This is a genomic window from Streptomyces sp. NPDC020362 (assembly GCF_040642095.1).
Taxonomy (GTDB): Bacteria; Actinomycetota; Actinomycetes; order Streptomycetales; family Streptomycetaceae; genus Streptomyces.
Genome location: NZ_JBFAET010000035.1, coordinates 1 through 26175 on the forward strand (window position 1 = coordinate 1; position 26175 = coordinate 26175).

The 26175-nt window shown below is 73.5% G+C and carries 7 protein-coding genes; 3 read left to right on the forward strand and 4 right to left on the reverse strand.

Going from position 1 to position 26175, the window contains the following annotated elements; genetic code table 11:
* Positions 1-191: 191 nt before the first annotated feature.
* Genes AB0H32_RS16010 through AB0H32_RS16025 form a run of 4 tightly spaced genes read right to left on the reverse strand, consistent with a single transcriptional unit; the run spans position 192 to position 3677 of the window.
* Complete coding sequence (locus tag AB0H32_RS16010; protein ID WP_361119871.1) at positions 192-1274, reverse strand: alpha-hydroxy acid oxidase; 1083 nt, start codon at positions 1272-1274, stop codon at positions 192-194.
* Positions 1271-1513 carry a phosphopantetheine-binding protein gene (locus AB0H32_RS16015; protein ID WP_361119874.1) on the reverse strand — a complete coding sequence of 81 codons (243 nt, stop codon included), beginning with the start codon at positions 1511-1513 and terminating at the stop codon, positions 1271-1273. The genes AB0H32_RS16010 and AB0H32_RS16015 overlap by 4 nt, the downstream gene beginning before the upstream one ends.
* Positions 1514-1536: 23 nt before the next feature.
* Positions 1537-2484 (reverse strand): beta-ketoacyl-ACP synthase III, encoded by a 948-nt coding sequence (locus AB0H32_RS16020; protein ID WP_361119877.1) that lies wholly within the window; start codon positions 2482-2484, stop codon positions 1537-1539.
* Positions 2481-3677, reverse strand: a complete 1197-nt coding sequence (locus AB0H32_RS16025; RefSeq protein ID WP_361119880.1) for a cytochrome P450 — start codon at positions 3675-3677, stop codon at positions 2481-2483. The genes AB0H32_RS16020 and AB0H32_RS16025 overlap by 4 nt, the downstream gene beginning before the upstream one ends.
* A 291-nt stretch (positions 3678-3968) precedes the next feature.
* On the opposite strand from AB0H32_RS16025, the gene AB0H32_RS16030 reads away from it, so the two are divergent.
* From AB0H32_RS16030 to AB0H32_RS16040, 3 genes are read left to right on the forward strand one after another with little or no spacing between them, the layout of a single operon-like run.
* The gene (locus tag AB0H32_RS16030) at positions 3969-7856 is read left to right on the forward strand and encodes an amino acid adenylation domain-containing protein (RefSeq protein ID WP_361119883.1); all 3888 of its coding nucleotides are present in this window, start codon (positions 3969-3971) and stop codon (positions 7854-7856) included.
* Positions 7853-14152 (forward strand): amino acid adenylation domain-containing protein, encoded by a 6300-nt coding sequence (locus AB0H32_RS16035; RefSeq protein ID WP_361119886.1) that lies wholly within the window; start codon positions 7853-7855, stop codon positions 14150-14152. The genes AB0H32_RS16030 and AB0H32_RS16035 overlap by 4 nt, the downstream gene beginning before the upstream one ends.
* Entirely contained in the window at positions 14149-26175 is a 12027-nt protein-coding gene (locus AB0H32_RS16040) for an amino acid adenylation domain-containing protein (RefSeq protein WP_361119888.1), read from the forward strand. The genes AB0H32_RS16035 and AB0H32_RS16040 overlap by 4 nt, the downstream gene beginning before the upstream one ends.

Genomic DNA, 26175 nt, shown 5'->3' on the forward strand with positions numbered 1-26175 from the left:
ACTTCACCGTCAGCCGGGGGCTCTCCCGGCGCGCCCTGTCCGGCCCCCCTTCTCCGTAGAGCGCGGCCTGTCGGGGGTGCCGCCCGCGCTGGTCAGCAGCCGGCCGGCGGTTTCCGGCCGGGCAGACGGACAGGACAGCGAGGGGCCTTCGGCCCGGCTCCTGTGGAGTCACAGATGCCCGATCCTCGCTGTCAGTCGAGGACGGTCAGGGCGCGGGCGTCACCGACGGTGCGGCACCCGGTGATGGCCATGGCGGTATCGAGTTCGGTCCGCAGCAGCTCCAGGGCTTCGGCCACCGCCTCCTCCGCGCCGACGGCGAGCGCCCAGAGTGCCGGACGGCCTACCAGCACGGAGTCCGCGCCGAGCGCCAGGGCGCACAGGATGTCGCTGCCCGAGCGGATGCCGCCGTCGAACAGGACGGTGCAGTGATCGCCCACGGCATCGCGCACCCGGGGAAGGACGGCTGTGCCGACTACCGACCGGTCGAGCTGGCGGCCGCCGTGATTGGACACCACCACCGCGTCGGCTCCGGCGGCCACCGCGCGGGTGGCGTCCTGCGGGTCCAGGATGCCCTTGACGACCAGTGGGAGCGATGTCTGGCAGCGCAGCCACTCCACGTCGGACCAGCTCAGCGACGGATCGAAGGTGAGCGCCGTGTGCCCGGCGATGGCCGAGTTGCCCTCGTGGCGTTCCCGGGCCGCGGCGTTCTGCTCGGCGCCGAAGTTGGCGGCATGGATGTGGTCGGGCAGGCTGAAGCCGCACCTGAGATCGCGCAGCCTGCGCCCCATCACCGGCATGTCGGCGGTGAGCATGAGGGCGCCCACGCCCGCAGCCTCGGCCCGCTGGATCAGCTCCCGGGTCTGGCCGCGGTCCCGCAGCCAGTACAGCTGGAGCCACAGGGCGCCGCCGACGGCCGCGACCTCCTCCAGCGCGACGCTGCTGAGCATCGGAAGGACGAAGGGCACCCCGGCCCGCTTGGCCGCGCGGGCCATCGCGTTCTCACCGTCGGGGTGCAGCAGTTTCTGGTACGCCATCGGCGCGATCGCCAGGGGCAGCGCGCAGGCGTCCCGCAGCAGCTCGCCCCGCGTACTGCGTCGGCTCACATCGGCGAGTACCCGGGGCACCAGTCGTATCGCGCGCAGCGCCTCGGTGTTGAGATGAACGGTGGACTCGTCGCCGGCGCCGCCTGCCACGTACCCCCATACATCGGCGGGCAGAAGCGCGGCGGCGGCGGCGGACAAGTCCTCGAGACAGACCGGGACCGGACGGCTCATCCGGTCCTGAGCTTCGCGACGTAGTCGGCCAGCTCGCCCACCGAGTCGAACTCGTCCAGTTCCTCGTAGGGGATGAGCACGTCGAAGGCCTGCTCGGTGGCCGAGATCAGCTCGACCGTGGACAGCGAGTCCATCTCGAGGTCCAGCCGGAACGCGGTGTCGGCGGTGACCGCGCCCTTGAACTCGGTCTGTTCGCGGATCAGTTCGGCGATCCTGTCCAGGATTTCCTGCTCTGGCATCGGAATGATGACCTCCGGCTCTCTCAATACAGGGTGACGACTTGTCCGGCGTAGGTGAGGCCGGCGCCGAAACCGAGGAACAGAGCCCGGTCGCCGGGACGTACGCGGCCCTCCTCCCGCAGTCGGCACAGCGCCAGCGGGATGGAGGCGGTCGAGGTGTTGCCGCTGTCCACCACGTCACGCGCGACCTGATCGGGCTCGAACTTCAGCTCGGTCGCGATCGCGTCGATGATGCGGCGGTTGGCCTGGTGCAGCACCAGCCACGCCACGTCCGACAGCTCCACACCGGCCAGCGCGCACGCCCGTCGGGCGGCGGTCGGCATGTTGTCCAGCGTCCACTTGAAGACCTGGCGGCCCTTCATCGCGATGTGCTCGCCGTCCTCGGGTACCCACAGCGCCTCGCGGTGCTCGCCGGCCGAGCCCCACACGGCCGGGCCGATGTCCAGCTGGTCCGAGGGCGAGACGACGACGGCGCCGGCACCGTCGGCCAGCAGCGCGTAGACGTCGGAGATGTCCGGTGTGGTCCAGTCCGTCAGCCGTTCCGAACCGACGACGAGGACGTGCCGTGCGTTGCCGAGCCGCACCGCGTCGGAGGCCACGGCGATGCCGTAGGTGAGGCCCGCACAGGCCGCGTTGAGGTCGTAGGCGCCCGCGTTGCCGCAGCCGAGGCGGGCGGCGAGCTCCGGCGCGCCGGACGGGATCGGCCGCATCATGGTCTGGGTGGCCAGGATGACGAGGTCGATCTCCTCCGGGGTCACGCCCGCGTCGCGCAGTGCGGCGCGGGAGGCGTGCTCGCCCATGTCGACGATGCTCTCCCCGTCACCGGCATGACCTCGCGTGTGGATGCCGGTGCGGGTCTCGATCCATTCCACGGTGACGGGAGCCCGCTCGGCGATCTCCTCGTTGGTGACCGTGCGCCGGGGCCGGTATCCGCCCAGCCCACTGATCCGCGAGCCGGACACCGCGCTCACCACTCCACCGGGAGGGTGCGCAGGGTGCGGATGACCGTGACCATCTGGTGCCACCACTCGGCGGGGTCGCCCGCGCCGAGGCGCAGCGTCGGCAGCCGCCGGGTCAGGGCCGCGAAGACGACCTGCAGCTCGACACGGGCGAGCGCGGTGCCGGCGCAGTAGTGCGGGCCGTGGCCGAAGGCGACGTGCGGATTGTGCTCGCGGGTGAGGTCGAGGGTGTCCGGGTTCTCGAAGACCTCGGCGTCCCGGTTGGCGGACGCCAGCAGGGCCAGCATGGGCTCGCCCTCGCGGACCGTGTGCCCGCCGATCTCGATGTCCTCCGTGGCGTAGCTGCCGAAGCCGAAGATGTCACCGATGGAGATGAAGCGCAGCAGCTCCTCGACCGCCGTCGGCACGATCTCCGGCCGCTCGCACAGCTCCCGGTACTTCTCCGGCTGGCTCAGCAGCACGTAGACGGAGTTGGAGATGTGCGCGGTCACCGGGTCGTGACCGCCCAGCAGCAGTGAGATCACCGCCTTGCACAGGTCCTCCTCGGTGAACCTGTCCTGCGCGTCCCACTGCGCGACCAGGGCGCTGACCAGGTCGTCTCCGGGCTCCTTGCGGCGCCGTGCGACCAGGGAGGCGGTGTACTCCATCAGACCCATGAAGTTCGTCATGAACTCCTGCGGCGCCAGGCCGGCGGTGACCAGCAGCGCCGAGGACCAGGCGTGGAACTGCTCGCGGTCCTCCTCGGGCACCGCGTACATCTCGCAGTTCACGGCCACCGGGAACGGCTTCGCCAGCGCCTCGACCAGGTCGGCGGAGTCGCCCTGGGCCACCATGGCGTCGATCAGGTTCTCGGCGATGGACTCGATGCGGGGGCGCAGGCCCTCGATCCGCTTCTTCGTCAGCGCCCGCGCCACCATGCGGCGGGCCTCGGTGTGCTCGGGCGTGTCCATGAACGGGATGGTGTGAGCGTAGCCGCCGGGGCTGAAGCCGGGTGCGTTCTTGCCGAGCGCCGCCTTGCGGCTGAAGCGGGATTCCAGCAGGAATGCGCGCACGTCGGCGTGGCGGGTGGCCATCCACACCGGTTCGCCGAAGGGCAGCTGCATCTGCGGCACCGGATCGTCCCTGCGCAACTCGTCGTAGGCCGGATAGGCGTCGAGCCGGTCCAGCGGGCACAGGGGGTGCACCTTCGGTGCGGGTTCGGTCATCGCGGAAGGCCCTTCGTGAGCGCACATCGTGGCCGGTGGCGGCCGTACCGGGGGAGAGCGGCCACCATCTGAACCCAGCCCTTTGCGCCGGGCAAGCCCCCTAGATCCCCGGACCGCCCAGGCCCCCTAGAGGACCGCCGGAGCACCACAGTGTCACCGGCCAGGGACCCTGGGGGAGTCCCGGAATCCGTCCCGTCGCAGGTCAGGGGGGCATCAGGGGTTCGTCTCGGCGCACTGCGCTACCTAGGGTGATCGCCGGACTGGAATCCGCTGTCTACACCCTGGGAGTGCGTGTTGTCCTCCGATGGATCTCTGCCGCTTTCGGCTGCCCAAGAGGGTGTGTGGTTCGCCCAGCAGCTCGATGAGAACAGCCCGGTGTACACGGCGGGGGAGTACGTCGACATCCAGGGGCCGTTGGACGTCGAACGGTTCCGGCGCGCCGTACGACGGGCCGTGGACTGGGCCGAGGCACTGCACTTCCGGGTTGCCGCGACCCTGGAGGGGCCCCGGCAGATTCCCGTGGCGGACCTGGAGTGGTCGATGCCGGTGGTCGACGTGTCGGCCGAGGCCGATCCGCACGCCGCCGCGCTGGACCTGCTGCGCGAACAGACCGGCCGGCCCTTCGACCTGGCCGAGGCCCCGCTGTTCCGGTTCACCCTGGTGCGGCTGGCCGAGGACCGGTACCTCTGGTCGCACCTCTACCACCACGTCCTGCTCGACGCCTACGGTGTCTCCCTGATGGCCCGGCGGGTCGCCGCCGAGTACACGGAGCCGTCGGCCGAGGCCGCCCCGGACACGCAGCGGTCCCCGATAGAGCCGCTGCTGGCGGAGTCGGCGCGGTACGAGCAGTCGGCGCGTCGTGCGGAGGACCGTGCGGCCTGGGCACGCTACTTCGCCGGCGGATTCACCCCGACCGCGCTCGCGGGCGGCGCACGGCCCGTGTCGCACGGGTTCCTGCGGCACGGGGTGGAGCTGTCCGCGGCGCAGACGGACGCGCTGCGCTCGGATGCCGACCGGCACGGCAGCACCCTGGTCCGGCTGATCACCGCCGCCTTCGCCGCCTACGTCGGACGGCACACCGCGAGCCGGGAGGTGCTGCTCAGCCTGCCCGTGCATGGCCGCAGCAGCGCTCTGGCCCGGTCCACGCCCGGCATGGTGACCAACATGCTGCCGGTCCGGGCCACGCTCCAGCCCGGCGAGCCGGTCGCGGGGGCCGCCGCGCGCCTGGGCCGGGAACTGCTGTCGGTGCTGCGCCACCACCGCTACCGCGGCGAGGAACTCCGCCGCGACCTCGGTCTCGCGGCCACTGACGCCCGGTTCTTCGGCCCGGTGCTGAACATCCAGGAGTTCGGCCACAGCCTCACCTTCGACGGACGCCCCGCGTCCGTGCACAACCTGTCCAACGGCCCCGTGGAGGACCTGGCGGTCAACGTCCACGTGTGGCCGGACGGTCTGCGCATCGACGTCGACGGCAACCCCGCGGCGTACAGCGCTGAGGACGTCGCCCGCCACGCGGTGCGCTTCGTACGGTTCCTGCGCGCCTGCGCCGCCGCGGAGCCGGAGTGCCCGATCGCCTCCGTCGACCTGCTCGACACCACCGAGCTCGCCGCGTTGGCCGCCCGTAACGACGCCGCGCTCCAGGCTCCGGGCACCGATGTCGTCTCGCTCGTCGCCGCGCAGGCCGAGCGCACCCCCGGCGCGCCCGCCGTCGTGCACGGCAAGCGATCGCTGACCTACGGCGAACTGACGGACCGCGTGGGCCGGCTGGCCCGTCTGCTGGCCGAGCAGGGCGCCGGACCGGGCCGGCTGGTCGCGCTGGCGCTGCCCCGCGACCTCGACCTCGTACCGGCGCTGCTCGCAGTGCTCGGCACAGGCGCCGCGTTCCTGCCGCTGGACCCTGAGTTTCCCGTCGAGCGGCTGAGCGCGGTGCTGGCCGAGGCGGACCCGGCGCTGCTGCTGACCACCGAGGAGCTCGCCGGGCGGCTGCCCGGCACCTGCCCCCGGCTGGTGCTCGACCGGGCCGGCGCCGCTCCCGCGCCGGCCGCGGCAGCGCCGGCGCCGTATCTGCCCGAGGCGCCCGCGTACGTGCTGTACACCTCGGGTTCGACCGGTCGCCCCAAGGGCGTGTGCGTCTCGCGCGGCAACCTCGCCAACTTCCTCGCCGCGATGCGGCGGATCGTCCCGCTCACCGAGGCCGACCGCCTGCTGGCCGTGACCACGGTCGGCTTCGACATCGCCCTGCTGGAGCTGCTGCTGCCGCTCGTGTCCGGGGCGGCCGTCGTCCTCGCCGGCACCGACCAGGTCCGCGACCCGGCCGCGCTCGCCGAGCTGCTCGCCGACAGCACCGTCATGCAGGCCACGCCGACGCTGTGGCGTGAGGTGGCCGGGCGGCACCCGGAGGCGGTACGCGGCAAGCGGGTCCTGGTCGGCGGGGAACCGCTCGACTCCGCGCTGGCGGCCCGGCTCGCGGCCGACGCCCGGGAGGTCGTCAACCTGTACGGGCCGACCGAGACGACCATCTGGTCGACCACGGCGCCGGTCACCGGCGACGCGACGGCGATCGGCCGTCCGATCGGCAACACCCAGGTGCACGTCCTGGACTCCGGGCTGCGGCCCGTCCCGGACGGGGTGCCCGGGGAGCTGTACGTCGGCGGACACGGCGTCGCCGCCGGATACCTCGGGCAGTTCGGCCTGACCGCGCAGCGCTTCGTCGCCGACCCGTTCGGCGCGCCCGGTTCCCGGCTGTACCGCACCGGTGACCTGGTGCGGTACCGGCCGGACGGGGACCTGGAGTTCCTCGGGCGGGCCGACGACCAGGTGAAGATCCGCGGGTTCCGGGTCGAACTCGGCGAGGTCGAGGCCGCCCTCGGCCGACGGGCCGGCATCGCCGCGGCAGCGGCCACCGTGCGCGAGGCCGCTGCGGGCGACCACCGGCTCGTCGCCTACGTGGTGCCCGTGGACGGCACCACCGCGGACCCGATGGAACTGCGGCGGTACCTTGCCGAGCGGCTGCCCGGCTACATGGTGCCGAGCACTTTCGTGGTGCTCGACGCGCTGCCGCTGACCGCCAACGGAAAGGTGGACCGCAAGGCCCTGCCCGACCCGCGGCCCGACGCCGTCGTCCGTGGCCGGGGCCACCGCACCCCGCAGGAGGACATCCTGTGCGGGCTGTTCGCCGAGGTGCTCGGACTGCCCCGGGTCGGCATCGACGAGAACTTCTTCGAACTCGGCGGCCACTCTCTGCTCGCCAATCAGCTGGTGGTGCGCATCAAGGAGACCCTCGGTGCCGAACTGACGTTCCGCAGTCTCGTCGACGCCCCCACGGTCTCCGAACTCACCCGGTCCCTCGGTGTCGACACCACGGACAGCGCGTTCGACGTGCTGCTGCCCATCCGTGCGTCCGGCACCAGGCCGCCGCTGTTCTGCCTGCACCCCATGGGCGGACCGAGCTGGGTCTTCGCCGGACTGATGCGGCACCTCGACGCCGACCACCCGATCTACGGTCTCCAGCCGCGCAGCCTGGCCCGGCCGGAGCCGCTGCCCGACAGCATCGAGGAGATGGCCGCCGACTACATCGAGCAGATCAAGACGGTCCGCCCCGAGGGGCCGTACCACCTGCTCGGCTGGTCCTTCGGCGGGATCGTCGCGCAGGCAATGGCGACGCAGCTCGCCGAGGCCGGGGACGAGGTCGGTCTGCTCACCGTCATGGCCGACTACCCCTCCGAGGACGACATCACCAACCACCGCATCCCCAGCGAGCAGGAGTTCTTCGCCGCCGCCGTGGCCTCGACGGGCTACGACATGAGCAAGCTGGAGCCGGGCAAGCCGCTGGAGGCCGCGTTCGTGGCGAAGAGGCTGCGTGAGGGCAACAGCCCGTTCGCGCTGTTCGGCGAGTACAACCTGCTGGCGCTCATCGAGATCTACAAGAACAGCGTGCGGATCATGGGTGAGCACAAGCCCCGGCCGTTCGAGGGCAACGCCCTCTTCTTCCGGCCGACACTGGCCAAGGACGGCACGCCCAAGACTGCCCCGGACGAGGTGTGGCTGCCGTATCTGAGCGGGTCCGTCGAGGTGCGTGACGTGGAGACCCGGCACGAGACCATGACCCTGCCCGAGCCGCTGGCCGAGGTCGGCACGCTGGTCGCGGCCCGACTGCGCGAGCTGGAGGGCCGTTCGTGACCGCCACGCTCGTCACACGCTTCGCCGAGGTGGTGCGGCGCACCCCGGACGCCACCGCCGTCGTCCACGGCGACACCGCCCTGAGCTATGCGGAACTCGATCGCCGGGCCGACCGGGTCGCGCAGGTGCTGCGCGAGCGCGGCGCCGGGCCGGAGTCGCTGGTCGGCGTCCTGCTGCCGAGATCGGCCGACCTGGTGGCCGCGCTGCTGGGCGTGCTGAAGTCGGGGGCCGCCTATCTGCCGATCGACCCCGCCTCGCCGGCCCGGCGGATCACCGCCACGCTGGCCGACGCCGGGGCCGACCTGCTCCTCACCGACGCCGACACCGTCACCCGGACCGAAGCCGGCGGGCCCGGCGGACCGGTCCCCGTGGTGCTCCTCGGCACCTGCGCCCAGAACACCGCGGACACCGCACTGGGCGCGGCGGTCCGGCCCGGGAACCGGGCGTACGTCATCTACACCTCCGGCTCCACCGGCACCCCCAAGGGCGTCGAGGTCACCCACGCCAACGTGCTGCGGCTCTTCGACGCAGCCCGGCGGCAGTTCGCGTTCGGACCCGACGACGTGTGGACCCTGTTCCACTCGTACGCCTTCGACTTCTCGGTGTGGGAGCTGTGGGGTGCCCTGCTGTACGGCGGCACCCTGGTGGTCGTCCCGCAGGAGACCGCCCGCTCACCGCGGGATTTCTGGCGTCTGCTCGCCGAGCGGGGCGTCACCGTGCTGAACCAGACGCCGTCGGCCTTCTACCCGCTGTCGCGGGCCGACACCGAGGCCGACGGCGAACTCGCCCTGCGGTACGTGGTGTTCGGCGGTGAGGCGCTCGACGTGGGGCGGCTCGCGGACTGGTTCGCACGGCATCCCGACGGGCCCGAGCTGGTCAACATGTATGGCATCACCGAGACCACCGTGCACGTCACGCACGGCACGGTGACGGCCAAGACGCGGGCCGGGCTGGGCAGCCCGATCGGCGTGCCGCTGGACGACCTCACCGTCTACGTGCTCGACGAGTGGCTGTCACCGGTTCCGCCGGGTGTCGCGGGCGAGGTGTACGTCTCCGGTGCCGGGCTGGCCCGCGGCTATCTGGGCCGGCCGCAACTGACGGCCACCCGGTTCGTCGCCGATCCGTTCGCCGACGACGGCTCCCGCATGTACCGCAGCGGCGACCGGGCCCGGTGGCGGCCCGACGGCACGCTGGAGTACCTGGGGCGGGCGGACCGGCAGGTCAAGATCCGTGGATTCCGTATCGAACTCGGCGAGATCGAGGCCGCGTTGCTCCGGCTGCCCGAGGTGGCCGACGCGGCCGTGATCGTCCGCGAGGACGGCCCGGACACCGTGGGCGAGGAGGCGGACCGGCGCATCGTGGCGTACGCCGTGCCCGGCGGTCCGGACGGGGTGGACCCGGCACGGGTCCGTGAGGAACTCGCGGGCACCCTGCCCGGCTACATGGTGCCCGCGGCCGTGGTCGTGCTGCCCGCGCTGCCGCTGACCGTCAACGGCAAGCTCGACCGGGCGGCGCTGCCCGCCCCCGAGGGGCCGCAGGCGGCCCGCGTCCCGGGCTCCCCGCAAGAGGCCCTGCTCTGCTCGCTGTTCGCCGAGGTGCTCGGGCTGCCCGAGGTGGGTCCGGACGACGACTTCTTCGCCCTGGGAGGGCACTCGTTGCTGGCGGTCCGGCTGGCCCGCCGGATCGAGGAGGAGACGGGCACCGGGATCCCGGTGCAGGACCTGTTCGAGACCCCCGGTGTAGCGGCCCTCGCCCAGCGCCTCGGCGACACCGCCGAGGACCGTCCCGCCGACCGGGCCGACGGAGCCCGGCCCGCCCGGCCGGCCCTCACGGCGCGCACCCGGGACGAGCGCCCGGAGCGGCTTCCGCTGTCGTTCGCGCAGCGCAGGCTGTGGGCGCTCGGCGAACTCGACGGACCCCACCCCGCCTACAACATCCCGCTGGCGCTGCGCCTGCGCGGCCCGCTCGACCGGGCGGCGCTGGCAGCGGCCCTGACCGACGTGTCGCACCGGCACGAGAGCCTGCGCACCGTCTTCCCGGCCACCGGTGGCACCCCGCACCAGGAGATCGTCGACCGGGTGCCGGAACTGCACACGGCGCCGCACTCCCCGCAGGCGGTCGCCGCGGCGGCCGCGCACGCCTTCGACCTGCGCACCGAGACACCGGTACGCACGACGCTGTTCGAGGCCGGTCCGGAGGACCACCTGCTGCTGGTCGTCATCCATCACATCGCCGGTGACGGCTGGTCGCTGGCACCGTTCGCGACGGACCTCACCGCCGCCTACGCGGCCCGGCGCGAGGGCCGGGCCCCGGACTGGGCGCCGCTGCCCGTGCAGTACGCCGACTACACCCTGTGGCAGCGGGAGGCCCTGCAGACCGAGGAACCCGCACTCCTGGCGTACTGGCGTGAGGCACTGGACGGGGTGCCGTACCTTGAGCTGCCCGCCGACCGGCCGCGGCCGGCCGTCACCGGTCACCGTGGCGGTCAGGTGCCGCTGCGCTTCCCGGCCGGGCTGCGCGCGCGGCTGTCCGCGCTCGGCACGACCCGTCACGCCTCGCTGTTCATGGTGCTGCACGCCGGTCTGGCCGCGCTGTTCTCCCGTCTCGGCGCGGGCGAGGACATCGTGATCGGCTCGCCGCTCGCCGGGCGGACGGACGACGCGCTGGCGGGGCTCGTCGGCAACTTCGTCGACACCGTGGTGCTGCGCACCGACGTATCGGGCGACCTGACGTTCGCCGAACTGCTCGACCGGGTCCGCCGGGCCGACCTCGACGCGTACGCGAACTCCGGCATCCCCTTCGAGCGGCTGGTCGAGGAACTCAACCCGGAGCGGTCCCTGTCCCGGCAGCCGCTGTTCCAGGTCGTGCTGATGCTGAACAACGTCCCCACGGCCGAGCACCGGCTCACCGGACTGGACGTCACCACCGAGCACGTGCACAACGGCACCGCCAAGTTCGACCTGGCCTTCGGCCTGCAGGACGGCCCGGACGGCATCGAGGGACACGTCGAGTACAGCGCCGACCTGTACGACCGGGAGACGGTCGCCGCCCTCGCGGCCCGCTGGGTGCGGTTGCTCGAAGCGGCCGTCGCGGAGCCCGAGCGGCCGGTCGGCTCCCTGGAGATCCTCGACGCAGCCGAGCGGACGCGCCTGCTGGAGCAGTGGGGCCACCGCCCCGCCGTCTGCCCCGGTCCCGGCGAGACGGTGGTGAGCCGCTTCTCCGCGCAAGCCGCCCGCACACCCGACGCGGTGGCGGTGCGCGAGAACGGCCGCACACTCACCTACCGGGACCTCGACGCCCGCTCCAACGGCCTCGCCCAGACGCTCGTCCGGCAGGGCGTCGGTCCCGAGACGACGGTGGCCCTGGCCATGCGCCGCTCCACCGATCTTGTCGTCGCCACTCTCGCCGTGCTCAAGGCCGGTGCCGCCTACGTGCCGCTGCACGAGACCCACCCGGTCGCCCGTATGCGACTGGTCGTGCGGGACGCGGGCGCCACCCTCGTCCTCACCGACGAGAGCACTCACCCGACGGCCGTGGAGCTCGGCGTCCCGGCGCTGCGCGCCGACACCGCCGACACCTGCGAGCACCGCCCCGACGGGCCGGCGCACACCGATCAACTGGCCTACGTGATGTACACCTCGGGCTCCACCGGCACCCCCAAGGGCGTTGCCGTGACTCACCGGGACATCCTCGAACTGGCCGGGGACGAGGTGTGGTGCGGGGGAGCGCACCGGCGCGTGCTGCTGCGCTCGCCGCACGCGTTCGACGCCTCCACCTACGAGCTGTGGGTGCCGCTGCTGAGCGGCGGCGAGGTCGTCGTCGCCCCGGCGGGCGAGCTCGATGTCACCGAGTTGCGGCGGATCGTCCTGGGCGAGCGGATCACCGGCCTGTTCCTGACCACGGCACTGTTCAACCTGATGGTCGAGCAGTGCCCGGACGCCTTCGCCGCGGTCAGCGAGGTTTGGACGGGCGGCGACTTCGTCTCACCCGAGGCCATGCGCCGGGTGCTGGAGCGCTGCCCGGGCCTGACCGTCGTCCACGTCTACGGCCCGACCGAGACCACCACTTTCGCCACCTGCTTCCCGCTGAGCGAGCCCGCGGCCGTCGGACGGGACACCGTCCCCATCGGCCGCCCCCTCGCCGGTACCCGGGCCCATGTGCTCGACGCCCGCCTCCAGCCCGTCCCCGTGGGCGTACCCGGCGAGCTGTACCTCGGCGGCGCGGGGCTGGCGCGCGGCTACCTGGACCGGCCCGCGCTGACCGCGGAACGGTTCGTGGCCGACGCCCACGGGCCCGTCGGCTCCCGCATGTACCGCACCGGCGACCTGGTGCGGTGGAACGCCGACGGCGCGATCGAGTTCCTCGGCCGGGTCGACGACCAGGTCAAGATCCGTGGCTTCCGCATCGAACTCGGCGAGATCGAGGCCTTCCTGGCCACGCTGTCCGGCGTCGGCCGCGCGGTGGCCGTCGTCCGGGAGGACAGGCCGGGCGACAAGCGGATCGTCGCTTATGTGGTGCCCGCGCAGGGTCACCCCTTCGACGCCGCGGCGCTGCGGGACGCGCTCTGCGAGCGGCTGCCGGAGTACATGGTGCCGGCCGCGTTCGTGGAGCTGGAGCGGATTCCGCTCAACGCCAGCGGCAAGCTCGACCGCCGCGCGCTGCCCGCGCCCTCCTACACCGTCCCGGGCGTCGGACGCGCCCCGCGCACCGAGCGCGAGCGGCTGCTGTGCCGGCTTGTCGCGGATGTGCTGGGGGTGCCCGAGGTGCCCGCGGACGCCGGGTTCTTCACGCTCGGCGGGGACAGCATCTCGGCGATCCAACTGGTCGGCCGGGCCCGCGCGGCCGGACTGGAGTTCACCCCGCGCGACGTCTTCCGCACTCCGGTCCTCGCCGACCTGGCCCGCACCGCCACGGCCGCCGACGGCCCGTCGGGCGGCGACGTGGTCGCTCCGCACGGCCCGCTGCCGCTCACGCCCATCGTGCGCTGGCTGCGCGACCTGGGCGGCCCGGTGGGGAGCTTCCACCAGTCCGCGCTCATCCAGGTGCCCGCCGACGCGGACCTCCAGCGGCTGGAGGCCGCCCTGCGCACGCTGGTGGCACACCACGACGCGCTCCGGCTGCGGCTCACCGCCGCTGACGGCGACTGGAGCTGGGAGATCCTCCCCGACGCCCGCCCCGAGCTGCTGGTGCGCCGCGCCGAAAAGGACCTCGCCGCCGAACGGGCCGCGCTGGGCGACCGGCTCGACCCGTACACCGGAGGGATGCTGCACGCCGTGTGGTTCCCCGAGGACCGCCGACTGCTGCTGGCCGTGCACCACCTTGCGGTCGACGGCGTGTCCTGGCGGATCCTGCTGCCGGACCTCGCGGCGGCCTGGCGTGGCGAGCCCCTCGCCCCTGTCGGCACCTCACTGCGCCGCTGGGCACTGCTCACCGAGAAGGCCGACCGGAGTGCGGAACTCCCCGTGTGGCGCGAGATCCTCGCCACCGAGGACCCGCAGCTCGCCACGCGCCCGCTCGATTCCCGCCGGGACACCCAGAGCACCCTGCGGCGGCTCGTCCGCTCGCTGGGCCCCGCGGTGGTCCGGCCGCTGCTCGGCGACGTACCGGCCGCCTTCAACGGCACGGTCAACGACATCCTGCTCACCGCGTTCGCTCTGGCCGTGACCCGCTGGCGGGGGCCCGGGCCGGTGCTGGCCGACCTGGAGGGCCACGGCCGGGAGGACCTGATCGAGGGCGCCGACCTGACCCGTACCGTCGGCTGGTTCACCTCCATCGCCCCGGTACGGCTGGACCCGCAGGCGGACTCCTGGGACGGGACGGCGCTGGCCGAGGCGGTGCGCCGGGTCAAGGAGGCCCTGCGCGCCAGGCCCGACCAGGGAGCCGGGTTCGGCTTCCTCGGCCTGGACGCCCGCCGCCCCCAGATGGCCTTCAACTACCTGGGCCGCTTCCCGGCACCCGTCGGCGCGCGGGACTGGGAACTGGTCCCGGAGGCCGGTGCCTACGGCGGCGGTGCCGACGACGCCATGCCCGCGCCGCACGTCCTCGAACTCAACGCCCTCACCCGTGACCACGCCGACGGGCCCGAGCTGACCGCGACCTGGTCCTGGCCGGCCGGGCTGCTGGACGAGGAGTCCGTCGACCGGCTGGCCGGCCTCTGGTTCGCCGCGCTCGAAGCGCTCGCCGACCATGCGCGGACGGCGGACGCAGGCGGCCTCACCGAGGACGACCTGCCCTTGATCTCACTGAGCCAGGCGGACATCGACCGCCTCGAAACCGCTTGGAGGAACGCACGATGACGTCCGGGCTGGCCGACATCCTGCCCCTGACGCCGCTGCAGGAGGGCTTGCTCTTCCACGCGCTCTACGACGACCGCGGAGCCGACGTCTACAACGTCCAGCTCGCCGTCGAGGCCGAGGGTGAGCTGGACGCCGACGCCCTGCGGGCGGCGCTGTGCGCCCTGCTGGCGCGCCATCCCAACCTGCGCGCCGGGTTCTGGCACCAGGACGTCGAGCAACCCGTGCAGGTGATTCCGCGCGCGGTGGACGTGCCCTGGTCCGTCGTGGACCTCACCGTCCTGCCCGAGGATGAGCGAGCGGCCCGACTGGAGCGACTGCTCGCCGAGGACCACGCCCGGCGTTTCGACCTGGCACGGCCCCCGCTGCTGCGCGCCACCCTCGTGCGCACGGCGCCCGGCCGCCACCTGTTCCTGCTCACCCACCACCATGCGCTCTTCGACGGCTGGTCCCTGCCGCTCGTACTGCGCGAACTGTTCGCCCTCTACGCCACCCACGGCGACGACCGCGCCCTGCCCGCCGTGCGGCCCTACCGCACCTACCTGGCCTGGCTCGCGCATCGCGACCGCGACGCCGCGCTGCGGGCCTGGCGAGCCGCCCTCGACGGCATCACCGAGCCGACCCGGATCGCCGCCGACGGCGACACGCCCGTACGGCCCGTGCGCCGTGCCCTGGAACTGCCCGCCGATGTCACCGCACGGCTGCGGGACCGGGCGCGGGAGCACGGCCTCACCCTCAACACGGTCGTCCAGTGCGCCTGGGGCGTGCTGCTCGGCGCGCTGACCGGCCGTGACGACGTGGTGTTCGGCGCCACCGTCTCCGGACGGCCCGCCGACCTGCCGGGCGTCGACGAGATGGTCGGCCTGTTCATCAACACACTGCCGTTGCGGGTGCGCCTGCGGCCCACCGCCACCCTCGCCGAGCTCGGTGCCGAGGTGCAGGCCCGGCAGGCCGACCTCATCGAGCACCAGCACATCGGGCTCGCCGACGTGCAGGGTGCCATCGGTGTGCCGCAGCTGTTCGACACCGCCCTGGTCTTCGAGAACTACCCCGTCGACCGTGGCCTGCTGCCCGAGGTCGACGGACTGCGCATGCTGGGCCTGAGCAGCCGGGACGCCTCGCACTACGCGGTGACGCTCGCCGCGATCCCGCGCGAGAGCCTGCACCTGAGGCTCGACTGCCGGCCCGACCTGTTCACCGCCGAGGAAGCGGAGGCGCTCGGCGCCCGCCTCCTGCGGCTGCTGCGGGCCGCGGCCGACGGGCTGGACCGCCCGGTGGCGGAGCTGGACCTGCTGTCGCCCGAGGAACGCCGGCACCTGACCGAGGAGGTCAACGACACCGTCGTGGCCCGGCCTGCGGCGGACGGCGTGCCGCAGCGGTTCGCGCAGACGGTGCAGGCGACGCCCGGCGCCGTAGCCGTCGACGACGGTGAACGGGAGCTGACGTACGCCGAACTCGACGCATGGGCCAACCGGCTCGCACACCGTCTGCTCGGCGCGGGCGTCGGACCCGAGACCGCTGTCGCCGTGTGCGTGGAACGCTCGGTCGAACAGGTCGTGGCGACCCTCGCCGTCCTGAAGGCGGGCGGCAGCTATGTCCCCCTGCACACCGGGCACCCCGTGGAGCGCCTCCAGCTGACGCTCAAGGAGACCTCCGCGGCCGTCCTGTTCGCCGACGACACCACCCCCGAGTTCGCGCACAACGCCACCGTCCTGCGGGTCGACGCCGCCTCCGGTATGCCGGACCACGCCCCGGACGTGCCGCTGCGGCCGGACGCGCTGGCGTACATCATGTACACCTCGGGCTCGACCGGAACGCCCAAGGCCATCGGCATCACCCACGACGACGTCCTCGGCCTCGCCCTCGACCGCCGCTGGCGCTCCGGCCCCGGCGAGCGGGTGCTCCTGCACTCGCAGTACGCCTTCGACATCTCCACGTACGAGCTGTGGATGCCGCTGCTCACCGGCGCCCGGCTGGTCGTCGCGCCCCCGGGCGACCTCGACGCGCACACCTACCGCCGGATCCTCACCGAGCAGCGCATCACCTGCTTCATGGTGACCGCCGGCCTGTTCGCCCTGCTCGCCGAGGAGCAGCCGGACGCCTTCGCCAGCGTCCGCGAGATCTGGACGGGCGGCGACCTGGTGTCCACCACCGCCCTGGAACGCGTCCGCAAGCTGTGCCCCGGCACACAGCTGCGCCATCTGTACGGCCCGACCGAGACCACGCTCGGCGCCACCGCCCACGCGGTGGACGCCACCCGGCCGGTGGAGTCCTCGCTGCCGATCGGCACCCCGCTCGACAACATGCGCGCCTACGTCCTCGACGGCGCCCTGCGGCCTGTCCCGGTCGGCGCCGTCGGCGAGCTGTACCTGGCGGGCACCGGTCTGGCCCGCGGCTACCTCGGCATGCCCAGGGCCACGGCCGAGCGGTTCGTCGCCGACCCGTTCGGCCCGCCCGGCTCCCGGATGTACCGCACCGGCGACCTGGCCCGCCGCCGGGCCGACGGCGCCCTGTACTTCCTCGGCCGGGCCGACGACCAGATCAAGATCCGCGGCCACCGGATCGAGCCCGGCGAGGTCGAGGCGTGCCTCGGCCGCCACGCCCGGGTGGGCCGGGCCGCGGTCGTGGTACGGGACGGCAGGCTGGTCGCCTATGTCGTGCCGGACCGTGCGGGTGTCGACGTGAGCGCCCTGCGCGAGCACACCGCCCGGCAGCTGCCCGCGTACATGGTGCCCTCGGCGTTCGTTCTCCTCGACGAGCTGCCCCTGACCACCAACGGCAAGGTGGACCGTCGCGCCCTGCCCGAGCCCGGCCGGCACGAGGGCGCCCTGCGCGCCCCGCGCACCGATACCGAGGCCCGGCTGTGCGCCCTGTTCTGCGCCGTCCTCGGAGTCGGTGAGGTCGGCATCGACGCGGACTTCTTCGACCTCGGCGGTCACTCCCTGCTCGCCACCCGGCTGGTCAGCCGGATCCGCTCGCAGCTCGGCGCGGAACTCGGCGTGCGCGACCTGTTCGAGGCACCGACGGTGGCCGCGCTCGCCGCCCGGATCGGTGGCACCGGCACCGAGCGGACGCCGCTCGGCCCCCGCACCCGCCCCGACCGGATCCCGCTGTCGTACGCGCAGAGCCGGCTGTGGTTCCTCCACCGTCTGGAGGGCCCCAGCCCCACCTACAACATCGTCCGTGGCCTGCGCCTCACCGGGGAGCTGGACGTGCCCGCGCTGCGGGCCGCGCTCGCCGATGTGATCGCCCGGCACGAAGTGCTGCGCACGGTGCTGCCCGAGACCACGGGTGAGCCGTACCAGCGGATCCTCCCGCCGTACCGGCCGGAGCTGCCCGAGGTGCGCCTCGCTCCCCAGGAGCTCGACGCGGCCGTCGAGTCCGCCGTACGGCATGCCTTCGACCTCGACACCGAACCGCCGCTGCGGCCCACCCTGTTCACCCTCGGCCCCGACGACCACCTGCTGCTGTTCCTGCTGCACCATGTCGCGGGCGACGGCTGGTCGATCCGGCCGCTGGAGCGCGATCTGGCCGCCGCCTACGCGGCCCGGCGCGAGGGCCGGGACCCCGACTGGGCGCCGCCGGCCGTGCAGTACGCCGACTACACGCTGTGGCAGCGCGAACTGCTCGGCGACGAGTCCGACGAGGACAGCCTGATCAGCCGGCAGCTCGACTTCTGGCGCGAGACGCTCGACGGCCTGCCGGAGCAGATCCCGCTGCCCGCCGACCGGCCCCGCCCCGAGCAGCTGAGCTTCCGGGGCGCCGAGGTGCCCGTCGAGATCGGCGCCGACCTGCACCGGCGCCTGGCCGCACTGGCCGCCGAGCGCGGCGTGAGCTTGTTCATGGTGCTCCAGGCGGGCCTGGCGGCACTGCTGACCCGGCTCGGCGCCGGCACCGACATCCCCATGGGCAGCCCGATCGCCGGCCGCACCGACGAGGCCCTGGAGGACCTGGTCGGGTTCTTCGTCAACACGCTGGTGCTGCGCACGGACACCTCCGGCGACCCGGACTTCGCCACGCTCCTCGACCGGGTCCGGGAGACCGACCTGGCTGCCTACGCCCACCAGGACGTGCCCTTCGAGCGGCTGGTCGAGGTGCTCAACCCCGAGCGGTCGCTGGCCCGGCAGCCGATGTTCCAGGTGCTGCTGGCGCTGCAGAACATGGAGCGCTCCGTGATCGGCCTGCCCGGTGTGCGCGCCGAGGTGGTCGCGCCGGGCGCCGGAGTCGCCAAGTTCGATCTCTCGTTCGCCCTGCGGGAGCTGCGCGACGGCGACCGGGAGCCGAACGGCATCACGGGCGTCGTCGAATACAGCACCGACCTGTTCGAGGCGGCCACCGTGGAGTCGGTCGTCGCCCGTCTGGTCCGGCTCCTCGACGCCGTCGCCACCGCACCCGGCACCCCGCTGAGCGGGTTGGAACTCGTCGGCCCGGCGGAGCGGCACCAGCTGCTCGACGGCTACAACGACAGCCGTCGCGACCTCGAACCGATGGACACGGTCACCCTGTTCACCCGGGCGGCCCGCCAGAATCCCGATGCCGTCGCCCTCGTCCACGAGGACCAGGTCGTCCGCTACGGCGAACTGGCCGAGCGGGCCGACCGGCTGGCCCACTGGCTGCGCGCGGCCGGGGTCGGTGCCGAGTCCGTCGTCGCCGTGCGCATGAAGCGCTCGCCCGAGCTGGTGACAGCCGTGCTCGGCATCTGGAAGGCCGGGGCCGCCTATCTGCCCGTTGATCCCGACTACCCGGCCGAGCGCATCGCGTACATGCTCGACGACGCCCGGCCGACCTGTGTGCTCGACGAGTTGCCCGACCTCACCGGCCTGCCCGGGACCGACCCTGGAGTGCGCCCGCACCCGGACTCGCCCGCCTACCTCATCTACACCTCCGGCTCGACCGGCCGGCCCAAGGGCGTCGTCGCCTCCCACCGGGGCGTGCACAGCCTGCTGACCACCCAGCGCGAACGGCTCGGGGTGGGGCCGGGCAGCCGGGTCCTGCAGTTCGCCTCGCCCAGCTTCGACGCGGCCTTCTGGGAGATCTGCATGGGCCTGCTCTCCGGCGCCACCCTGGTGCTGGCGCCGGCCGAGCGGCTGCTCCCGGGACTCGCCCTCGCCTCCGTCGTGGCCGAGCACGGTGTCACCCACGTCACCCTGCCCCCGTCCGCGCTCGCGGTGCTGCCCGAGGACGCGCTGCCCGGCGTCACCCTCGTCGTCGCCGGCGAGGCCTGCCCGCCGGACCTGACCGCACGCTGGTCCGCCGGGCGCCGCATGATCAACGCCTACGGGCCCACCGAGACGACCGTGTGCGCCACCACGAGCGCCCCGCTGTCCGGCGCCGGCGTGCCCCCGCTGGGCACACCGGTGGTCGACGCACGGGTGTACGTGCTCGACGCACGTCTGCGGCCCGTCCCGCACGGAGTCGTCGGCGAGCTGTACCTCGCCGGCGCCGGACTCGCGCGCGGCTATCTGAACCGGCACGCGCTGACCGCCGAACGATTCGTCGCCGACCCCTTCGGCGCCCCCGGCTCCCGGATGTACCGCACCGGCGACCTGGCGCGCCGCCGCACCGACGGCACCCTGGAGTTCGCCGGGCGTGTCGACCACCAGATCAAGGTGCGCGGCTTCCGCGTCGAGCCGGGCGAGGTCGAGGCCGCGCTCACCGAGCACCCCTCGGTGGCCGGTGCCGTCGTCGTCGCCGACGGGGACCGGCTCGTCGCCTACGTGGTCGAGGACCACGCCGACGCGGCGGGCGACCCCGCCGCCGGAACCCGCCAGGTCGACCAGTGGCACGCCGCCTTCGAGGCGCAGTACGGCACGGACGGTGACGCCGCCCTCGGCGAGGACTTCGCGGGCTGGAACAGCACCTACGACGGTGCACCGATCCCACTGGAGCACATGCGGCAGTGGCGCGCCGACGCCGTCGACCGCATCCTCGGCCTGGCGCCCGAGCGGGTCCTGGAGATCGGCGTCGGCTCCGGACTGATCCTTGCCAAGGTCGCCCCTCAGTGCGCCGAATACTGGGGCACCGACCTGTCCGAGTCGGCCGTGGAGAAGCTGCGCGAACGGCTCGCCGGGCAGCCTTTCGCCGACCGGATCACCCTGCGCGCCCAGCCCGCCCACGACGTCACGGGGCTGCCCGAGGGGTACTTCGACACGATCGTGCTCAACTCCGTCGTCCAGTACTTCCCCGACGCCGACTACCTCCAGGACGTCCTGCGCGCACTCGCCCGGCTGCTCCGGCCCGGCGGTGCCGTGTTCCTCGGCGATGTCCGCAACGTGCGGACGCTGCCCACGCTGCGCACCGCGGTGGAACTCCTGCGCGGCGGTTCCGCGGACGCGGCCGAACTGCGCCGCCGGATCGACTCCGGCGTACGCGCCGAGGAAGAACTCCTCGTCGACCCCGACTACTTCGCCGCACTCCCGGCGACCCTGCCCGCGTTCAGGCACGCCGACGTGTGGCTCAAGCGGGGCGCTCAGCGCGACGAACTGACCGTCCACCGCTACGACGTCGTCCTGAGCACCCTGGCCGTCGCCCCGGTCCGTCCGGACGAGGCCCCGGTCCGGCTGCTGTGGGGGCGCGACGTGCGCGACCTCGACGGCCTGTCCGCGGCCCTCGGGCGGGCCGGGACCGCCCGGGTCCGGGTCACCTCGGTGCCCAACGCACGACTCGCCGCCGAGAACGCCGCCCGCGATCTGCTCGCCGCCGGTGACACGACGGCCGCCGTCCGGGCGCTGGCCGCGGACGACCACCCCGCGGGTACGGCACCGGGGCCGGTGGACGTCGGCACCGCACCGCACCCGGAGGAGTTCGCCGCCCTCGCAGGCCGGCTGGGCCTGAGCGCCGAGTCGACCTGGTCCGGGCAGGGCACCGACGGCGACCTGGACGTGCTGTTCACCGACCCCGCACGGCCGCTGCGCTGCGGGGAGCTGTACGAGCCCGGACCGGGACGCAACCCGTTGGCCAACAATCCGGCCCGTTTCGCCGACGCCGGGGCGCTGGTGGTACGGCTCGCCGGCCATCTGCGGGACAAGCTGCCGGCGCATCTGGTCCCGGCGGCCATCGTTCCCCTCGACGCCTTCCCCCTGACGCCGAACGGCAAGCTCGATCGTGCGGCCCTGCCCGCCCCCGAGTATCTGACGCAGGGCGGCGGGCGGTCCCCGCGCACCCCGCGCGAGGAACTGCTGTGCGGTCTGTTCGCCGAGGTCCTGGGGCTGCCAAGGGTCGGCGTCGACGACGCCTTCTTCGCCCTGGGCGGGCATTCGCTGCTCGCGGTACGGCTCATCAGCCGGATCCGGGAGGTGTTCGACGTCGACATCGAGGTACGGCACCTGTTCGAGGCACCGACCGTCGCGGAGCTGGCCCGGCTGATCGAGAGTGCCGCCGGCGACCGGCCCCGGCTCGCCCCGTACCCGCGTCCGGACGTCGTGCCGCTGTCCTTCGCCCAGCAGCGCCTGTGGTTCCTGGCCCGGCTCGACGGCTCCAGCGCCGTCTACAACTTCCCGCTCGCGCTGCGGCTGCGCGGCCGGCTGGACACCGCCGCGCTGTCCGCCGCGCTCACCGACGTGGTGGCCCGGCACGAGACCCTGCGCACCGTGTTCGCCGAGGACGGCGGATCCGCCCGCCAGCGGATCCTCGTCGCCGGCCCCGCCCCCTTCGAGACCGCGGACAGCAGCGAGTCCAGGCTCGCCGACGACCTGGCCCGAGCGGCCGGGTACGCCTTCGACCTGAGCACTGAACCACCGCTGCGTGCCACACTGTTCCGGCTCGGCCGGGAGGAGCACGTGCTGCTCCTGCTGCTGCACCACGTGGCCGGCGACGGCTGGTCGCTCGCGCCGCTGGCCCGCGACCTGGCCGCCGCCTACGCGGCCCGGCGCGAGGGCCGGGCCCCGGACTGGGCGCCGCTGCCCGTGCAGTACGCCGACTACACGCTGTGGCAGCGCGAGCTGCTCGGCGACGAGTCCGACGAACACAGCGCGGCCGCCCGCCAGGTCGACTTCTGGCGCCGGACGCTCGCGGGCGTGCCCGAGGAGCTGCCGCTGCCGCTGGACCGTCCCAGGCCACCGGTTCCGGACCACCAAGGTGCCCGTATCGCGTTCTCCGTCGGTGCCGGCACCCACCGCCGGCTCACGGAACTGGCCCAGGACCGCCAGGCAACGGTGTTCATGGCCCTGCACGCGGGCCTGGCGGCGCTGCTGACCCGGCTCGGCGCCGGCACCGACGTCCCGGTCGGTGCCCCCGTCGCCGGCCGCACCGACGTAGCCCTGGACGATCTGGTCGGGTTCTTCGTCAACACGCTGGTGCTGCGCACGGACACCTCCGGCGACCCGGACTTCGCCACGCTCCTCGACCGGGTCCGGGAGACCGACCTGGCTGCCTACGCCCACCAGGACGTGCCCTTCGAGCGGCTGGTCGAGGTGCTCAACCCCGAGCGGTCGCGCTCCCGGCAGCCGCTGTTCCAGGTGATGCTGGCCCTGCAGAACACACCCGGTGCCGAACTGCGCATGCCCGGGCTGGAGATCGCCGCCGCCCAGGTGCCGGTGGAGGTCGCCCGCTTCGACCTGACCGTGCACGTCCAGGAGTCGCGGGACGGCGAGGGCGAACCCGCCGGACTCGACGGCGTCGTCGAGTACCGCACCGACCTGTTCGACGCCACCACGGCACAGGCGATCGCCCGGCGTTTCGTCCGGCTGCTGGAGGGCGTCGCGGCCGACCCGCGGTGCCCGATCGGTGACCTCGACCTGCTCGACGACAGCGAGCGCGGTGCGCTCATGCCCGTCCCGCAGCCGCTGCCCGGGGACGGCACACTCGCCGCCCGGTTCGCGGCCCAGGCGGCCCGCACACCGGACGCCACGGCGGTGACCTGTGGTACTGAGCGGCTGAGCTACCGGGAGCTGGACGGGCGCTCCAACCGCCTGGCCCGGCTGCTGCGCGAGCACGGAGCCGGACCCGAGCGCCATGTGGCCCTGCTGTTGCCGCGCTCGGCGGACCTGGTCGTCGCGGTGCTCGCGGTGCTGAAGACCGGCGCCGCCTATGTGCCGCTGGACCCGGCACACCCCGCCCGGCGGATCGCCCTCGTCGCCGAGGACACCCGGCCGGCAGTCACCGTCGTCGCCGCCGAGTGCGCGGACCGGCTGGCCGCGGGGCAGCCCGCGGTCACCGTCGGCGACGCTGCGGCCCACTCCGATGCCCCGCTGCCCGATCCCGGCACCCACCCGGACAACGCCGCCTACCTGATCTACACCTCCGGCTCCACCGGACGCCCCAAGGGCGTCGTGGTGACCCACCGGAACGTGCTGCGCCTGTTCGCGGCCACCGAAGGGCACCTGCGGCCCACCGCGTCGGACGTGTGGACGCTGTTCCACTCCTACGCGTTCGACTTCTCCGTGTGGGAGCTGTGGGGGGCTCTGCTGCACGGCGGGCGCCTGGTCGTCGTACCGTTCGAGGTCAGCCGCTCCCCGGAGGACTTCCTGCGCCTGCTGACCCAGGAGCGGGTCACGGTGCTCAGCCAGACGCCGTCGGCGTTCCATCTGCTGTCCGCCGTGCCTTCCGGGGGCGAACTGCCCGTAAGGGCAGTCGTGTTCGGTGGTGAGGCGCTCGACACCCGGCGCCTGGACGCCTGGTATGCCGCCCGCCCCGCCGACGCGCCGCTGCTGATCAACATGTACGGCATCACCGAGACCACCGTGCACGTCACCGCCCGGGCCCTGAGCCCTGCCGACGTCCGCGCCCGGCTCGGCAGCCCGATCGGCACCCCGCTGGCCGACCTGACCGTCCGCGTCCTCGACGAACGGCTGCGTCCGGTCCCGCCCGGTGTACCGGGAGAGATGTACGTGGCCGGCGCGGGTCTGGCACGCGGATACCATGACCGGCCCGGTCTGACCGCGTCCCGGTTCGTGGCCGACCCCTACGGTCCGCCGGGCAGCCGCATGTACCGCACCGGCGACCTGGCCCGCTGGGGCGCCGAGGGCCTGGAGTTCCTCGGGCGCGGCGACGGCCAGGTGAAGGTGCGCGGCCACCGCATCGAGCTCGGCGAGGTGGAGGCCGCGTTGACCGCGCTGCCCGAGGTCGCCCACGCCGTCGTCGTCCAGAGGGAATCGGGCCGACTGGTCGGCTACGCCGTGCCGGCCGAGGCCGGCGTCGACGGAGGCGACCTGCGGCGCATGCTGGCCGCGGCGCTGCCGGACTACATGGTCCCGTCGGCCGTGGTCGTCCTTGAGCGGCTGCCGCTGACCGTGAACGGCAAGCTCGACCACGCGGCCCTGCCCGAACCGCAGACCACCGTCACAACCGCGCGTGCGGCGTCGAACGCGGTCGAGGCTGTGCTGTGCCGAGTCTTCGCCGAGGTACTCGGAGTCCCCGAGGTCGGCGTCGACGACGGGTTCTTCGACCTGGGCGGCGACAGCATCACCTCCATACGCCTGGTCAGCCGGGCCCGCGCCGAGGGCGTGAACCTGACGGTGCGTGACGTGTTCGACCGGCGGACCGTGGCCGCGCTCGCGGCGGTGGCGGGCAGCACCCCGACGGCGGCCGTCACCATGGCGGAGGACGGAGATCTGCCGCTGACGCCGATGGCACACTGGCTCGCCGAACGCGGCGGCCCCGTCGACCGGTTCAGCCAGTCGCTGTGGATCCGCACCCCGCGCGGTCTGGACCGGGACACCGTGGAGCGGCTGCTGCAACAACTCCTCGATCAGCACGCCGCGCTCAGGACCGTCCTCACCACCGAGGGGCACGACGAGCGCGCCGGGCAGACGTGGACGACGACCATCCGCCCGGCGGGCACGGTCCGGGCCGCCGATCTGCTGCGGTACGCGCACGGCGAGCTCGCCGAGCTGCCCGCGCTCACCGAGGCGGCCCGCGACCGGCTGGCCCCCCGGCAGGGTGTGATGGCGCAGGCGGTCTGGCTCGACCGCCCCGGCCGCAGCGGCCGGCTCGTCCTCGTCCTGCACCACCTGGTCGTGGACGCCGTGTCCTGGCAGATCCTGCTCTCCGACCTGGACACCGCCTGGCGCACCGGCGAGTTGCCGGACACCGGGACCTCGCTGCGGCAGTGGGCCCACCTGCTGCCCGGACAGGCCCGGGAGCGGGAGGACGAACTGCCTTTCTGGACAGGCATGACGGCCCCGGCCGCCCCCTTGCTGGACGGCCCCGTGGACCCCGCACGCGACACCGAGTCCGCCGTACGGCATCACAGCGGGCGCCTGTCCGCCGAGCGGACCGCACCGCTGCTGACGACCGTGCCGGCCGCGCTGAACGCCACCACCGGCGAGGTGCTGCTCGGCGCCCTCGCGCTCGCGCTCGCCGACTGGCGCACCCGGCGCACCGGTGCCACCACCGGTGCGGTGCGGTTGGACCTGGAGGGCCACGGACGCGACGAGACCGATCCCGCGATCGACCTGACACGGACTGTCGGCTGGTTCACCAGCGTGTATCCCGTCCGCCTGGACACCGGCCCGGGGACCTGGAACACCGAGCCGTACGACCACGTCGCCCTCGGCCGGGCCTTCGGGCACCTCAAGGACCAGCTGCGCGCGGTCCCCGAGAAGGGCACCGGGTTCGGGCTGCTGCGTCACCTCTCGGCGCAGGGCCGGTCCCTGCTGGCCGACGCGGTGACACCGGAGGCTGCCTTCAACTACCTGGGCCGCTTCGGAGGCGCTGACGCCCCCGCGGCCGGCTGGTCCGTGGCACCCGAGCCCGGTGCCTTCGGAGGCGCGGCCGACCCCGCGCTGCCCGTGGCGCACGGCCTGGAAATCACGGCGATGGTGCGGGACGACCGGCTCGTCGTGGGTCTCGCCTGGGCCGGCGCGCTCCTGCCGGACAACGCCGCGGCCGACCTGGTGGACACCTGGTTCGCCGTACTGGACCGGCTCACCGTCTGCGCCGCGTCCCCCGTCCGCTCCGCGCCGACACCGTCGGACGTCAGCCTGGCCGACCTCAGCCAGGACGACCTGGACCTGTTCGAGGACGAACTGGGTGAACTCGAAGAAGACGATCCCGACTCCTTCGACTTCGACGAGGAGGGCCACTGA

Excerpts from the sequence above, each read along its gene's own strand:
- AB0H32_RS16040 (WP_361119888.1), top strand. The coding sequence starts at position 14,149 with ATGACGTCCGGGCTGGCCGACATCCTGCCCCTGACGCCGCTGCAGGAG.
- AB0H32_RS16010 (WP_361119871.1), bottom strand. The coding sequence starts at position 1,274 with ATGAGCCGTCCGGTCCCGGTCTGTCTCGAGGACTTGTCCGCCGCCGCC.
- AB0H32_RS16025 (WP_361119880.1), bottom strand. The coding sequence starts at position 3,677 with ATGACCGAACCCGCACCGAAGGTGCACCCCCTGTGCCCGCTGGACCGG.
- AB0H32_RS16015 (WP_361119874.1), bottom strand. The coding sequence starts at position 1,513 with ATGCCAGAGCAGGAAATCCTGGACAGGATCGCCGAACTGATCCGCGAA.